The organism is Mesorhizobium sp. WSM4989 (genome assembly GCF_029625795.1).
Classification (GTDB): Bacteria; Pseudomonadota; Alphaproteobacteria; order Rhizobiales; family Rhizobiaceae; genus Mesorhizobium.
Genome location: NZ_JARTVN010000002.1, coordinates 367,887 through 380,763, shown reverse-complemented (window position 1 = coordinate 380,763; position 12,877 = coordinate 367,887). Strand labels below are relative to the sequence as shown.

The following is a 12,877-nucleotide window of genomic DNA, read 5'->3' as shown; positions in this document are numbered from 1 at the left end:
GCGCTCGCCTTCTCCGCGAACGATGCACCGTGCCCGGCGGCTCGAACCAGGTCTGTCCTTTGGCGGCAATTCCTCCGTCTGCCTCACACAGCCAGACGGAAGTCGGGCCGCCAGCCGAGTTCGCTGACCGCCTTGTCGGTCGCGACATGGCCGTTCGGCTCGGCGATGTTGAAGGCGCCCGGCGCACCGCGCTCGACGGCAAGCAGCACCGCATAAGCGGCGGCATCTACATGCAGCGCCGGGTCGGCGGCAGCGTCGGCTCCGGTACCAGGCCCGTAGAGATGCCCATAGCGCAGCACGATGCCCGTCATGGGCTCCTCGAGAACCTGGCGTTCGAGCGCGATCACGCCGCCGACGCTGATGCCGCGGCCGCCTTCGGCGCCGCTGTCGAGCGGATCGGTTTCGGCATGCGGCTCGGGTCCGGGCGCATAGGCCCAGGCGATGCTCTGCGCGATCAGGCGACGGGCGCCGGCCGACGCCGCGGCCTCGACCAGATTGCGGGTCCCCTCGTCGCGGACGCGCGCGTTTCCGATGATGGCCTCGCCCATCTTGTTGGGATCGAGTCCGGCCGGCAGATCGGTAAGCTGATGGATCACGACCTCCGGCTTCACCTCGGCGACCGCCGCAAGCAGGTCGCCGGCATCGAACACATCGATCACCACCGGGCTGGCCCCGATCGCGCGGAGCTCCTCGGCCTTCTCGGCCCGGCGCGTTGTCGCAGCTACCTGATGGCCGGCAGCGACCAGTTGCGGGATCAGGCGGCGGCCGATCGCGCCGGAACCACCAGCAAGAAAGATGCGATAGCCCATCGTCTTCCATTCCATCTTGCGATAATATCAGAGTTCGAACAACATATAAGAGCTCTTACATCGTGCGCAAGCAGAAACCGGAAATTCCGGCCCCTGGCAAAGGCAAGCGCGGCGAGGAAGGTTATCTCGGCTACCTGCTGCGCCAGGCCGCCGGCGCCTACAGGCTGCGGGTCGAGCGGGCGCTGGATGAGTTCGGCGTCACGCAGCCGCAATTCGCGACGCTGACCATGCTGTCGGCCTATCCAGGCATCTCCAATGCCGACCTCGCCCGGCTCGCGGTGCTGACGCCGCAGACGGTGAGCGTGATCGTCGGCAATCTGGAAAAGGCCGGTTCCGTGGTCCGCAAGCCGCATGCGGTGCACGGGCGCATCCAGCACCTTGATCTTAGCGACAGCGGCCGTGCCTTGCTGAAGAAATGTCGCGAGCGGGTGCAGCGGCTTGAACGCGAGCTGACCGCCGCACTTTCGGCCAACGAAGAGCGCGCCGTCCGGCGCTGGCTGGTCGCCGTCTCGATCGCGGACACGGCCGGTTAGATCGCAGTACCCTCGCCCGCTTCATAGAGCGCCAGCTTCCGATCCCCAATGCCGAGTTCCGCCCAGCTCGCGCGCCATTCGGCTATATGCGCTGACTTGAAATGCGCCTCGAGCGCCGCACGATCCCGCCAGGCTTCCGAGACATGGATCAGGCCGGGATCGAGAACATCCTGCGCATAGGAATATGCGAGGCAGCCGGCTTCGGCGCGACTCGCTGAAATCATTCGTCCCATCGCCGGCCTTGCCTGCTCGAGCCTGTCGGGTGGCAGCCGAATCGTGCCGATGATGAGGAGCATGCGCCTTTCCTTTCGCCAGCCGGCTCAAATCCCGTAGCCCCTCTCCCACCTTCGCGCAAGCTTGACCGGTTAACGGTCGGGAGCCTGCCTTTGCACTGGGCAAGTCTGGATTCGAGGACGATATGGCGATCAGCGAAACAATCCCGTCCGGCCTGGTGGCCAAGAACGGCCGCGACGTTTTCTTCGCGCTCGGCATCGTCGTCATCCTGGCGGTGCTGTTCCTGCCGATCCCGGCCTTTCTCATCGATATCGGCCTTGCCTTCTCGATCGCGCTCTCGGTGCTGATCCTGATGGTGGCGCTCTGGATCCAGCGGCCGCTGGATTTCTCCTCCTTCCCGACCGTGCTGCTCATCGCCACGATGCTGAGGCTCTCGCTCAACATCGCCACCACGCGCATGATCCTGTCGCATGGCAATGAGGGTACGCATGCCGCCGGTTACGTCATCTCGGGTTTCTCGAAGCTGGTGATGTCGAGCGACTTCGTCATCGGCCTCATCGTCTTCATGATCCTGATCGTGGTGAACTTCATCGTCATCACCAAGGGCGCCACCCGCATCGCCGAAGTCGGTGCGCGCTTCACCCTCGACGCCATCCCCGGCAAGCAGATGTCGATTGACGCCGACCTTTCCGCCGGAATGATCGACGAGAAGACGGCGCAGCTTCGCCGCCGCGAATTGGAAGAAGAATCCTCCTTCTTCGGCTCGATGGACGGCGCGTCGAAATTCGTGCGCGGCGACGCCATCGCCGGCCTCATCATCACCGCCATCAACATCGTCGGCGGCATCGCCATCGGCTATCTGCGCCACGGCATGGGCCTCGGCCAGGCGGCCGACGTCTTCATCAAGCTGTCGGTCGGCGACGGCCTCGTCACCCAGATCCCGGCCCTCATCGTCTCGCTCGCCGCCGGCATGCTCGTCTCCAAGGGCGGCACGCGGGGCTCCGCCAATCAGGCGGTGTTCGGCCAGCTCGGCGCGCATCCGCGCGCGCTCTATGTCGCGGCCTCGCTGCTCGTCATCCTCGGCCTTATGCCCGGTCTGCCGCTATTCCCGTTCTTTGCCCTTGCCGGCGCCATGGCCGGCCTCGGCTACGTCATCCCGCTGCGCCACAACCGCGCGCTGGCGACAGCCGAAGCGCAGAAGAACAAGGAGAAGGCCGACAAGGTCGAGGAGGAGAAGAATTCGGTCAAGGCCTCGCTTGCGACTGCCGAGATCGAGCTGCTGATCGGCAAGCAGCTCTCGACCAGGCTGCTGGTCGCACATCAGGAGCTGGTGTTCCGCATGTCGAAGATGCGCAAGAAATTCGCCCAGCAATATGGGTTCGTGGTGCCGGAGGTGCGCGTCGCCGACGACTTCGCCATCCCGCCGAAGAGCTATCAGATCAAGGTCCACGGCACCGTCGTTGCCGAATACCAGATGCGCGTCGGCGAAATCATGGTGCTGCTTGGCACCCGCGGCGTGCCCGAAATCCCCGGTGAGGAAATCCGCGAGCCGGCTTTCGGCATGCGCGCCTATTCGGTGCTGGAAACCTTCGCCGAAGATCTGAAGCGCGAGAACTACACCTTTGCCGACAACATGTCGGTGCTGCTCACCCACCTCTCCGAGGTGATCCGCAACAACCTGCCGCAGCTTCTGTCGTACAAGGACATGAAGGCGCTGCTCGAGCGGCTGGACCCCGAGTACCGCAAGCTCGCCGACGAGATCTGCACCTCGCACATCTCCTATCCCGGCCTGCAGGCGGTGCTGAAGCTTCTGCTTGCCGAGCGTGTCTCAATCCGCAACCTGCACCTGATCATCGAGGCCATCGCCGAGATCGCGCCGCATGTGCGCCGCACCGAGCAGATCGTCGAGCATGTCCGCATCCGCATGGCGCAGCAGATCTGCGGCGATCTCTCCGAGGGCGGCATGCTCAAGGTGCTGCGCCTCGGCAACCGCTGGGACCTCGCCTTTCACCAGAGCCTCAAGCGCGATGCCAAGGGCGAGGTGCGCGAGTTCGACATCGATCCGCGCCAGCTCGAGGAATTCGGCCAGGACGCCACCAAGGCGATCCGCAAGCATCTCGAAGCCGGCGAGCGCTTCGTGCTGGTCACCGCGCCGGACGCGCGGCCTTATGTGCGCATGATCATCGAGCGGCTGTTCACCACGCTGCCCGTGCTCAGCCACGTCGAGATCGCCAAGGGCGTCGAAATCAAGGTGCTCGGAACGATCTCGTGAACGCGCTCTCGCAAGGCGTCGTCATCGCCGCCTTCCTCGCCTTCTGCCGCATCGGCGCCTGTTTCATGCTGATGCCCGGCCTGTCGAGCGCCCGCGTGCCTCTCCAGGTCCGGCTGTTCGTGTCGATCGCCGCCACCGGCGGCCTGCTCGCCTTCCTCTGGGACCGCATCTATCCCTATGTCGACCCGCGCCCGCAGGTTCTGGTGCCGATGATCGTTTCCGAGCTTCTGGTCGGCGGGCTGATCGGTGCCATGACCAGGCTCTATATGGAAGCGCTGCGCTTCATGGGCTCGGCCATCGCCATGATGATCGGCTATGGCGGCTCAGGCGGCCCGGCGATCGAGGAGCCGGAGCCGCAGGCTGCGCTCGCCGCCATCATCTCGTTCTCGGCGCTGCTCCTGCTTTTCGTCTTCGACTTCGACCACGAGATCGTGCGCGCGCTGGTCGCCTCCTACACGGTTGCTCCGGTCAATGTATTCTTCAACCCGCAGGCGGCGCTGGTCGACGTCACCGACACGGTGTCGGACGCCTTCTTCCTGGTCATCCGGCTCGGCAGTCCCTTCGTCGCCTACGCCATTCTGGTCAATTTGACGATCGGCTTCGTCAACAAGCTGACGCCGCAGATCCCGGTGTATTTCATCTCGCTGCCCTTCGTCATCGCCGGCGGGCTGATCATCTTCTACTTTGCCATCGGCACCTTGCTGTCGTTGTTCGTCAACGGCTTTGTCGACCTGACGCTAGCGAGGTAGCCGCGATGGCCTCGCGCAAGGACAGACTGAAGAAGTTGGTCAAGGTGCAGGAGCAGTTGAAGGCGGTGCACGAAAGCCGTCATGCCAGCTTCCTCTCCGCGGCCGCGGCGGCCGAATCGGAAGCAAAGGAACTCATCGGGCATTTCGACGCTGACAGCTCGCTGGCCGGCCTGTTCCCGGAACTTTACCACCGCCGGATTGCGAACGCGCTCGGCCAACAAAAACAGAATCTTGAAAGCGCCCGGGAGGAGGCGACGTTGATCGCCGCCGCGACCGCGCGGACCAACATGGTCGAGCGCGCCTATAGGGACGCTCGCCGCCGCGACGAGCGCGAACGCTCAGACCGCGAGCGGTTGGACCTCATTGCCCAGAAGCGGGGACATGACTAGGGCAATCAGGAAAAGCATGAAACGGTTGGGCTCGGCGACGTCGCCGTGGCCTCCCGTCCGGACTTGCGTCCAAACCAAGGAGATAGAGCGGTGGATCCGGCGCGCGGCGAACGAGGCTGTCAGATGCCGGTCGCCGTCGTGCCGACCGACTTGGCCGCCCCGATCCGCTCCCAGCGCCTGCCATTGCCCTGCGCCTGCCGGGCGAAATAGTTGTAGGGCGTGCTGGACCAATCACGGACCGCGCTGGTCAGGTTGTCGAGCACCAGGTCGCCCTCGTTGGTGCGCACCGTCAGCACCGTGTGTCCCTCGCCGTGATAGCTTGCCACGGTCAACAGCAGCGCCGAGGCCGGCCAGCCGCGCTTCATCAGTTCGAGCTTCTTCAGTATCGCGATATCCTCGCAATCGCCGGACACGGTCGGCACGCGCCAGTCGTCGTTCTTGCCGACAACGGCTCGATCACTGACCTCGGTAATGCGTGAATTGACCGAAAGGTTGATCTCGTTCAATTGCGCGCTGAGCTGAGGCCGCAGGGCGACGACCTTTGTTCCGCCGGCCGTGCTGCAGAGGCTGGGTTGGCGGCTGCAGAACGAATAGAAGGCCGGCGGTGGGAACGCCTTGCCTTTGGTTTGCATCGCCGTTCCGGCCTGGGCGGCAAATGGGCTGGCAACCGACAGCAGAAATGCGATCAGCACGACATCGCTTTTCACGATCAACGTCTCCAAGGCGTGGTCTCGAGGATGAGGGGGCGGGGTTAATTAGTCGTTTTCAAACCCCGAATTGCGCCGGCGGCGGGGCAACGCCGTTAAAATATTAATACCTGCTAAAATAAGATTTGAGCTTGTACGAAGCTACGGACGGGTTCGGATATTTGCTGAAGAGGAACCGCGCAGACCGAACGTCCGCAAACTCGGCCGAACGATCGATCGATGAGGTGACTCCCTGGCGGCGGGCGCGCCGCCGCTTGAAGCGGGCTGCACTGCACCTGGCCATCCCGCAAGCCTGCCACAAGCTTGTTGCGTCATTGTGCAACGGACAAAACCGGCAAAAGGCAGTGCTTTCTTGGCGATTTCACCTCCCAGCGACATCGTGATGGACGTCGCCCGTGCGGCGGAGCCGGCCGACGTCGAGGCCGCGCGGGCAGCACTCGTGAGGCGGGCCGGCGGTGCCGGGGAGACCTTCTCGATCGACCAGACTGCCTCGGTCAATGCGGGCTCGGTGCTCTCGCGCGCCCCTGCCGACAAGGCCGAAGCGGCAAATCCGGCTAAAAAGTTCCAGCGCTTCGAGGCGATGGTGCTGACCACTTTTATCCAGAACATGATGCCTAAGGACACCGAGGGCGTTTACGGCAAGGGTCTGGCCGGCGACATGTGGAAATCGCAGCTTGCCGAAAAGGTAGCCGATGTCATGGCCGCGCATGGCGGGATCGGCATCGCGAGATCGATGCTTGCCGACCATTATCTGGACGGCAAACACAAGGTGCCGGTCGGGTCCGTTGGGGGCGGACCGGAGAAAGCCGAGATCGACCAGCAGACCAGGCTTTCGACCTCCCTGGTCGACGAGCTCGAGCGCAAGGCCGCCCGGTCTATGACCGGTGACGACACAACCATAAAAACGGACATCAAGATCTAGGGACCTACATGGCCGACCAAACGGACCTTTCCAACCTGCCTGCACGAACCACCGCCGCGGAAGCACCGATGGCATCTGCACGGCCTGGCAACCTCGCCGCCATCATTGGCCGGATCGAGGAGGCGGTGGACGAGGAGACGGCGGGTATCCGCAGCGGCACCAGCTACGACCTTAAGGCCTCGAATGCCCGCAAGAGCCGCTATCTCTACGAACTGACCCGCGCGCTGAAGGGCGCCAATGAGATCGAGTTCCTCGAGCAGCATCGCGAAGGGCTGGCGCGGCTGCGCCAGAAGCTGGCAAAGAACGAGGCGGCTATTCTTGCCCATCTCAATGCCGTCAACGAGGTCGCCACGCTGTTGAAGAACGCCATCCAGCGCGCCGATGCCGACGGCACCTACTCGGCAGGCGAATTCGGATATGCCCGGGCTTGAATGAGATGACTGCGGAGCAAGGTAGGATTCGGTGATCAAATTCCTCGCCGCAGCGCTTTGGATCTGCGCCGTAACCCTCGGCGCGGTGTTTTATTCGTTCCAGGCGGCGGGCGAGCGCGGCGTCGGTGAGCCGCCGAAGCCGATGCTGGGCGGTCTCGACTACGTCAAGACCGACATCATTTCGGTACCGCTCGTCCGCGATGCCAAAATCGACGGCTATTTTCTCACCAAACTCGTCTACACGGTGGAGCCGGATCAGATAAAGAAACTGTCGATCCCGGCGCCGGCGATCATTACCGATCAGGTCTATTCCTACCTCTATTCCAATCCGCAGATCGATTTCACCAAGAAGGACACGATCGATCTCGATGCTTTCCGCAAAGCGATCCGCGAGACCGTCAACGCCCGCGTCGGCGTCGAGCTGGTGCATGACGTGCTGATCGACCAGGTCAACTTCCTGTCCAAGGACGAAATCCGCGACAACGCCATCCGCCGCCGCAAGACTGCCGGCGAGACCGCGCAAGCGATGACCAAGCCGTTCCAGCCGGAGCATTGATCGGCTCTCGGCGATCGACTGGCGGGTTCACACCCTCGTCTGGTGATGCGACATGCCGCATGGCAGCCACGTTGACGTAAACGTCAACCCGAAGCTATATGCGCCGATGGCTGTCGTCACGCTGCCGCGCGACGCGGCGCTTCGCCCAGCGGCCAAGGCCGATGCGCGTCAAACGCAACCAAACGAGGAGAACCGCCATGGGCGTTCAGGAGATTGCCGACAAGATCAGGTCGCGCGTGGCAAGCGCCGGCTTCGAGCATTCGGTCAAGTTCGACACTGGCAGCGACGGCGTCATCGTGATCGACGGCGCGACCGTCTCGACCGCCGACGCCCCGACCGACTGCACGATCAAGCTCTCGCTCGACGATCTCGATTCGCTGATCGCCGGCGACCTCAACCCGACCATGGCCTTCATGGCCGGCAAGCTGAAGGTCGAGGGCGACATGACGGTCGCCATGGCGCTCAGCCAGTTGCTCGGCTGACCGCCAGCCAACTATTTTAGAAGAGCGATGTGGCGCCGCGTTTTTGAACGCGCGGCGCCGCATCGGTAATGCCTCCGACAGTCAGGCGACGAAATCCAGCGCCTTGACCTTGCGGCCGGCGGCCTTGATCGTGCCCGCGGTCCCGTCGAGCGAGCCCTCCTTCAGCTCGAGCGCCAGCAGGCGGTGCCGCTCATAGGGCCCAGGCATGGCGAGCGAGCCGGTGCGGTCGGCCGAAAAACCGAACCGCCCATAATAGGGTGCATCGCCGACGAGCAGGATCGCGCCGTGACCGAGCCGCGCAGCCTCGGCGATCGCGTGCCGCATCAGCGCCGAGCCGATGCCGCCGCTCCTCAGGCCCGGCTCGACTGCCAGCGGCCCAAGCAGGAGCGCTGCCGGACCACCCTCGCCCAGCGTCACGTCCCACAGCCGAACCGTACCGACGAGCGCGCCCGACGGGTCGCGCGCGACAAAGGCCAGGCCTTCCGACGGCCGGCGGCCACGCCGCAGTTTCTCGGACGACTTCTTCCTGCGCTTCGGCCCCATGGCGCGGTCGAGCAGCGCTTCGCGCGCCTGCATATCACCGATGCCTTCGGCAACGATGACGAAGGCCGGCGCAATCTCCCCCCTCGAGCGGGAGATGTCGCCAAAGGCGACAGAGGGGGTCGTTGCGCATCTAATACCGGCGCCCAGCGTGACGAGAAGCGGCGCTGGCGCTCCACGCGCGACGCCCCCCTCTGACCGCTGCGCGGCCATCTCCCCCTCGAGGGGGGAGACCCGGCGCGCGGCGCCCTCGATGATGAAATCTGCAAAGTCCATTTCCGCGATCCTTCACGAGCGGAGATCTGTTCCACAAGCGAGCCCCGGCGGGCGATGTCGCCCACGCCGGTTGATCTGAAGGCTCGCGCCTTCAGATCACGTAGGATCGGAGAGGCTCGAAGCCGTTGAAGGCGACCGACGAATAGGTGGTCGTGTAGGCGCCGGTACCTTCGATCAGCACCTCGTCGCCGATGGTGAGCGACAGAGGCAGGGGATAAGGCGTCTTCTCGTAGAGCACATCGGCCGAATCGCAGGTCGGGCCGGCGAGCACGCAGGGTGCGGTCTCCGATCCGTCGCGCGGCGTCACGATCGGATAGCGGATCGCCTCGTCCATGGTTTCCGCTAGGCCGCCGAACTTGCCGATGTCGAGGAACACCCAGCGCACATTGTCATTGTCGGCCTTCTTCGAGATCAGCACGACTTCCGACTTGATGACGCCGGCATTGCCGACCATGCCGCGGCCCGGCTCGATGATCGTCTCGGGCAGCGCGTTGCCGAAATGCCTGCGCAGCGCCGAGAAGATCGCCTGGCCATAGGCCTGCGCCGCCGGCACGTCCTTCAGGTAACGGGTCGGGAAACCGCCGCCCATGTTGACCATCTTCAAGACGATGCCTTCCTCGGCGAGCGTGGCGAACACCTTCTTGGCATCGCCCAGCGCGCGGTCCCAGGCCGAGAGATCGGTCTGCTGCGAGCCGACATGGAACGACACGCCATAGGCATCGAGACCGAGCGCCTTGGCATGCCGCAGCACATTCACCGCCATTGCCGGCACGCAGCCGAACTTGCGCGACAGCGGCCATTCGGCGCCCTCGCCGTCGGTGAGCACGCGGCAGAACACGCGCGAGCCCGGGGCGGCACGGGCGATCTTCTCGACCTCCTCGACGCAATCCACGGCATAGAGGCGGATGCCGAGCTGGTAGGCGCGCGCAATGTCGCGCTCCTTCTTGATGGTGTTGCCGAAGGAAATGCGATCCGCCGGCGCGCCGGCATCCATCGCCATCTCGACCTCGGCAACCGACGCGGTGTCGAAGGACGAGCCCATCGCAGCAAGCAGACGCAGGATCTCCGGCGCCGGGTTTGCTTTCACCGCATAGTAGATCTTGGAATCGGGCAACGCCTTCTCGAAGGCGCGGAAATTGTCGCGCACGACATCGAGGTCGACGACGAGGCAGGGACCGTTCGGACGTCGGGTGGCGAGAAAGTCAAGGATGCGCTGGGTGGCCATCGAGGTCTCTCCATCTGCGCCTTTCGGCGCGCACAAAGGCTGCGGGACGCGGGCGCTCGGCCTCGCGAACTCGCGGTGGACAAAGGCGGGACGGAAAATCCATGGAACCAGCCGGTGGAGACCCCGGAACCACGGATCGCCGTCTCGCGGCGGTGAACCTGGCCTTGCCCGGCCTCGGTTCGCTTTGTCTGCCTTGGCTTGGATGGGAGGACCCGTCCGCACTGCCGGCAATGAAGGTGTGCCTCTTCAGTAACCCCGGTCTTTGGACGACCGGCAGACACCAGAAAGGCCCGCACCGTCGTTGCTTCAAGGTGTCCTCGGTCTTGTGGTTGGCCACTGACCGACTGGAGGGGTTGGCTCCAGTTACCTTACCGATTGCCCTCACCATTCGAGGATCGGCGGACACCCACAGGCACGTGCGACTTTGGGCAAGCGCGATATAAGAGCGAAGGGTTTCACAATCAATAAAAATCGTCAGCGCCGGTTGTAAAAATTGCGGCATCGAACAATGTTTGTGGACCGTATTCGGAAATCGAACAATGCCAGGCACCCACGGCCCTCTCAACGCCTTCCTCGATCTGCGCCAAATGCCCGTGGCCAATGCGGAATTTGGCCCGTTGGCCGGCCTGCGCCTAGCCGTGAAGGACATCTATGACGTCGCCGGCTATCGCACCGGCTGCGGCAACCCGCGCAAGTTCGAACAGGCTCACGCCGCCTCGCGGACGGCCGAGGCTGTGCAGTTGATTCTCGATGCCGGTGCGCGATTCGTCGGCAAGACGCAAACCGACGAGCTCGCCTTCTCGCTGTTCGGCCAGAATTCGCATTTCCCGTTTCCGGTGAACGCAGCCGCTCCGGATCGCGTGACCGGCGGCTCCTCGTCAGGTTCGGCGGCAGCGGTCGCCGGCGGCCTTGCCGACATCGCCGTCGGCTCCGACACCGGCGGCTCGATCCGCGCGCCGGCGAGCTTCTGCGGGTTGATCGGGCTGCGCACCAGTCACGGCCGGGTATCGCTCGAGGGCGCCATGAAGCTCGCGCCGAGCTTCGACACCTTCGGCTGGTTCGCCGGCGACATAGAAGCTTACGAAATGGCCGGCAAGCTTCTGCTCGGACGCGATCCACACCAGCATCCGCTCAACCGCCCGCTGTCGATCGGCTGGCTCGATGCCTTTGTTTCCGGGCCGACGGAAGCCGCCGAATATGCGCGGATGAAGGCACAGGCAGCAGCCGTCCTCGGCGAGCCGACCGAAACCGAACACGCCTTCGCCTCCTCCCCGGATGATCTCTACTGGTGCTTTCGTCGACTGCAGGCCTTCGAGGCCTGGCAGGTGCATGGCGGCTGGATTTCGGCAGGCGATCACGGACTCGGTCCGGGTGTCGACGAGCGTTTCGGCTTCGGCCGCACGATCGATGCAAAGACGGTCGAAGCCGAAACGGCGCGTCGGGCAGCCTTCCGTTCCGAGTTCGGCAAGCTGCTCGGCAACGACGGCTTTCTTGTTCTGCCGACGGTGCCGGGCGCAGCGCCACTGAAGACCAGCACGCCGGAGCAGTTCCAGGCCTATCGCGAAAGGGCGCTGCATCTTTTGTGCCTGGCCGGGTTGTCGGGCTTCCCGCAGATCACCTTGCCGCTCGGTTCCGTCGACGGCGCGCCCTTCGGCCTGTCGCTGCTCGGCCCTTTCGGCAGCGACGTCGCCCTGATAGGGCTCGGCCGCACGATTCTCGATGCGGCCCGAAAGGTCTGATCATGGATACATTGACCCGCATGCGCGCCTTCATCGACGTGGTCGAGGCCGAAGGCTTCTCGGCCGCCGCGCGCAAGATCGGCCGTTCCAAGGCGCTGCTGTCGAAATATGTGCGCGAGCTGGAGGACGAACTCGGCGCGCTGTTGTTGAACCGTACCACGCGGCAGTTCTCGCTGACCGAAGCCGGCCACACCTATTATCAGCGCGCCTCCGAAATCGTGCGCGAGGTCGACAGCCTGGCCGATGCCGTGCGCGAATCTTCCGGCGACGTGCGCGGCCGCATCAAGCTCTCGGCGGCGCGCACCTTTGCCGACGCGCCGATTGGCCAGTCGCTGATCGACTTTGCCAAGCAACATCCGGATATCGTTCTCGACATCCATCTCGACGACCGCTTCGTCGATCTGGTCGAGGAAGGCTTCGATGTCGCCGTACGCATCTCGCGGCTGGAGAACTCGTCGCTGATCGCGCGGCGCCTCGGGCCGTTTTCGATCAAGCTCTGCGCTTCGCCGGACCTGCTTGCAAAGCATGGCACCCCGACGCGCCCGCAGGATCTTTCCAACATGCCCTGCATCGTCGACACCAACGGCCGCTCTTTAGCCAACTGGCGCTTCAAGGGAGACGGCGAGGACTCGGTGAGCGTCACCGTGTCGGGGCCGATCGAGGTCAACAGTCCGATGGCGGCGAGAGCAGCCGCCGTGTCGGGCCTGGGCTTCACCATCCTGCCGGATTTCATCGCTGCGCCCGAAGTCGCGTCGGGCAAGCTGGTGACGGTGCTCGACGACCGCATCCTCTCGGGCAGCGGCATCTTCGCGGTCTATCCGCATCGCCGCTATTTGCCCGCCAAGGTCCGTGTCTTCGTCGATTTCCTGGTGCACTGGTTCAGGACGCGCGACGCTGCGTGAAGCACGTCCCCCGAAGGTGGGAACCGTTTCGGCACAAGGACATGCGCAGAATCAGAGCCTAAAAGCGCATCGAGCGAATCTGGAAAGAGCGCAACGCTCTCCGAGAGCGCG

At 64.3% G+C, this 12,877-nt stretch carries 15 protein-coding genes; 10 read left to right on the top strand and 5 right to left on the bottom strand.

Annotated features, from left to right (window positions below; all coding sequences use genetic code 11):
* Nucleotides 1-83 precede the first annotated feature (83 nt).
* Nucleotides 84-809 (bottom strand): NAD(P)-dependent oxidoreductase, encoded by a 726-nt coding sequence (locus tag P9217_RS14565; protein WP_127215265.1) that lies wholly within the window; start codon nucleotides 807-809, stop codon nucleotides 84-86.
* Between the two features lie 62 nt (nucleotides 810-871).
* Here P9217_RS14565 and P9217_RS14560 point away from each other — a divergent pair, with 62 nt between their 5' ends.
* Nucleotides 872-1,342, top strand: coding sequence for a MarR family transcriptional regulator (locus P9217_RS14560; protein ID WP_095823405.1), 471 nt, complete (start codon nucleotides 872-874; stop codon nucleotides 1,340-1,342).
* On the opposite strand, the gene P9217_RS14555 is transcribed toward P9217_RS14560, so the two are convergent.
* A complete protein-coding gene (locus tag P9217_RS14555) occupies nucleotides 1,339-1,638 on the bottom strand; it encodes a putative quinol monooxygenase (protein WP_067002458.1) in 300 nt (99 codons plus the stop codon). The genes P9217_RS14560 and P9217_RS14555 overlap by 4 nt on opposite strands.
* Nucleotides 1,639-1,760: 122 nt before the next feature.
* Between P9217_RS14555 and flhA the strand changes: the two genes are divergently transcribed.
* From flhA to P9217_RS14540, 3 genes are read left to right on the top strand one after another with little or no spacing between them, the layout of a single operon-like run.
* Nucleotides 1,761-3,848, top strand: a complete 2,088-nt coding sequence (flhA, locus tag P9217_RS14550; RefSeq protein ID WP_278087124.1) for a flagellar biosynthesis protein FlhA — start codon at nucleotides 1,761-1,763, stop codon at nucleotides 3,846-3,848.
* Nucleotides 3,845-4,597, top strand: coding sequence for a flagellar biosynthetic protein FliR (fliR, locus tag P9217_RS14545; protein ID WP_278087123.1), 753 nt, complete (start codon nucleotides 3,845-3,847; stop codon nucleotides 4,595-4,597). Before flhA ends, fliR begins: the two co-directional genes overlap by 4 nt.
* A gap of 5 nt (nucleotides 4,598-4,602) precedes the next feature.
* Nucleotides 4,603-4,986: a hypothetical protein gene (locus tag P9217_RS14540; RefSeq protein WP_127246068.1), complete on the top strand. Its 384-nt coding sequence runs from the start codon at nucleotides 4,603-4,605 to the stop codon at nucleotides 4,984-4,986.
* 119 nt (nucleotides 4,987-5,105) lie between these two features.
* On the opposite strand, the gene P9217_RS14535 is transcribed toward P9217_RS14540, so the two are convergent.
* Nucleotides 5,106-5,693: a transglutaminase-like cysteine peptidase gene (locus tag P9217_RS14535; RefSeq protein ID WP_067327052.1), complete on the bottom strand. Its 588-nt coding sequence runs from the start codon at nucleotides 5,691-5,693 to the stop codon at nucleotides 5,106-5,108.
* A 352-nt stretch (nucleotides 5,694-6,045) separates the two neighbouring features.
* Here P9217_RS14535 and P9217_RS14530 point away from each other — a divergent pair, with 352 nt between their 5' ends.
* The 4 genes from P9217_RS14530 (at nucleotide 6,046) to P9217_RS14515 (ending at nucleotide 8,084) form a co-directional block, all read left to right on the top strand.
* Nucleotides 6,046-6,615, top strand: coding sequence for a rod-binding protein (locus P9217_RS14530; protein ID WP_278087122.1), 570 nt, complete (start codon nucleotides 6,046-6,048; stop codon nucleotides 6,613-6,615).
* An 8-nt stretch (nucleotides 6,616-6,623) separates the two neighbouring features.
* Entirely contained in the window at nucleotides 6,624-7,046 is a 423-nt protein-coding gene (locus P9217_RS14525) for a hypothetical protein (protein ID WP_095800460.1), read from the top strand.
* 31 nt (nucleotides 7,047-7,077) lie between these two features.
* Complete coding sequence (locus P9217_RS14520) at nucleotides 7,078-7,602, top strand: hypothetical protein (protein ID WP_067002470.1); 525 nt, start codon at nucleotides 7,078-7,080, stop codon at nucleotides 7,600-7,602.
* 197 nt (nucleotides 7,603-7,799) lie between these two features.
* Nucleotides 7,800-8,084 carry an SCP2 sterol-binding domain-containing protein gene (locus P9217_RS14515; RefSeq protein ID WP_067002744.1) on the top strand — a complete coding sequence of 95 codons (285 nt, stop codon included), beginning with the start codon at nucleotides 7,800-7,802 and terminating at the stop codon, nucleotides 8,082-8,084.
* Nucleotides 8,085-8,165: 81 nt separating this feature from the next.
* On the opposite strand, the gene P9217_RS14510 is transcribed toward P9217_RS14515, so the two are convergent.
* On the bottom strand, nucleotides 8,166-8,660 hold the full coding sequence (locus P9217_RS14510) for an N-acetyltransferase (protein WP_127324524.1): 495 nt from the start codon (nucleotides 8,658-8,660) through the stop codon (nucleotides 8,166-8,168).
* A gap of 331 nt (nucleotides 8,661-8,991) precedes the next feature.
* Complete coding sequence (gene odc2 / locus P9217_RS14505; RefSeq protein ID WP_278087121.1) at nucleotides 8,992-10,125, bottom strand: ornithine/lysine decarboxylase; 1,134 nt, start codon at nucleotides 10,123-10,125, stop codon at nucleotides 8,992-8,994.
* Between the two features lie 539 nt (nucleotides 10,126-10,664).
* On the opposite strand from odc2, the gene P9217_RS14500 reads away from it, so the two are divergent.
* Both P9217_RS14500 and P9217_RS14495 read left to right on the top strand, forming a co-directional pair.
* Nucleotides 10,665-11,864, top strand: a complete 1,200-nt coding sequence (locus P9217_RS14500) for an amidase (protein WP_095830751.1) — start codon at nucleotides 10,665-10,667, stop codon at nucleotides 11,862-11,864.
* A 2-nt stretch (nucleotides 11,865-11,866) separates the two neighbouring features.
* Nucleotides 11,867-12,766 (top strand): LysR family transcriptional regulator, encoded by a 900-nt coding sequence (locus tag P9217_RS14495; protein WP_067002475.1) that lies wholly within the window; start codon nucleotides 11,867-11,869, stop codon nucleotides 12,764-12,766.
* Nucleotides 12,767-12,877 lie beyond the last annotated feature (111 nt).

What these genes read in the sequence shown, in the direction of transcription:
- P9217_RS14565 (WP_127215265.1), bottom strand. Translation starts at nt 809, where the DNA reads ATGGGCTATCGCATCTTTCTTGCTGGTGGTTCCGGCGCGATCGGCCGC.
- P9217_RS14555 (WP_067002458.1), bottom strand. Translation starts at nt 1,638, where the DNA reads ATGCTCCTCATCATCGGCACGATTCGGCTGCCACCCGACAGGCTCGAG.
- flhA (WP_278087124.1), top strand. Translation starts at nt 1,761, where the DNA reads ATGGCGATCAGCGAAACAATCCCGTCCGGCCTGGTGGCCAAGAACGGC.
- P9217_RS14540 (WP_127246068.1), top strand. Translation starts at nt 4,603, where the DNA reads ATGGCCTCGCGCAAGGACAGACTGAAGAAGTTGGTCAAGGTGCAGGAG.
- P9217_RS14525 (WP_095800460.1), top strand. Translation starts at nt 6,624, where the DNA reads ATGGCCGACCAAACGGACCTTTCCAACCTGCCTGCACGAACCACCGCC.
- P9217_RS14515 (WP_067002744.1), top strand. Translation starts at nt 7,800, where the DNA reads ATGGGCGTTCAGGAGATTGCCGACAAGATCAGGTCGCGCGTGGCAAGC.
- P9217_RS14510 (WP_127324524.1), bottom strand. Translation starts at nt 8,660, where the DNA reads ATGCAGGCGCGCGAAGCGCTGCTCGACCGCGCCATGGGGCCGAAGCGC.
- odc2 (WP_278087121.1), bottom strand. Translation starts at nt 10,125, where the DNA reads ATGGCCACCCAGCGCATCCTTGACTTTCTCGCCACCCGACGTCCGAAC.
- P9217_RS14500 (WP_095830751.1), top strand. Translation starts at nt 10,665, where the DNA reads ATGCCAGGCACCCACGGCCCTCTCAACGCCTTCCTCGATCTGCGCCAA.
- P9217_RS14495 (WP_067002475.1), top strand. Translation starts at nt 11,867, where the DNA reads ATGGATACATTGACCCGCATGCGCGCCTTCATCGACGTGGTCGAGGCC.